1 pseudogene is annotated in these 226 nt (G+C 48.2%); it reads right to left on the bottom strand.

From position 1 onward, the window contains the following. Positions 1–26 precede the first annotated feature (26 nt). A pseudogene (locus FS628_RS32440) lies at positions 27–226 on the bottom strand (hypothetical protein); the annotation flags it as partial.

The following is a 226-nucleotide window of genomic DNA, read 5'->3' on the forward strand; positions in this document are numbered from 1 at the left end:
CCTACACCCACTCCAGCAACTTCAACTCATAAACGCTCACGAGAGCTAACCATAACCTTAATTCCAAGACGACAACCCTCACATAATTCCTCAATCACTTGCTCATCCTCTAAGCCTCCTACCAACACACCCCTCCCTCCTCCCTCTCTATAACATCTCCAACCGATCACCGCTTCCTCTACCTCCCATTCCTTATCCTCTTCTGCCCCAACTTCCACCAAAATAT

The organism is Paenibacillus xylanexedens, assembly GCF_007676705.1.
In the GTDB taxonomy this organism is placed as follows: Bacteria; Bacillota; Bacilli; order Paenibacillales; family Paenibacillaceae; genus Paenibacillus; species Paenibacillus xylanexedens_C.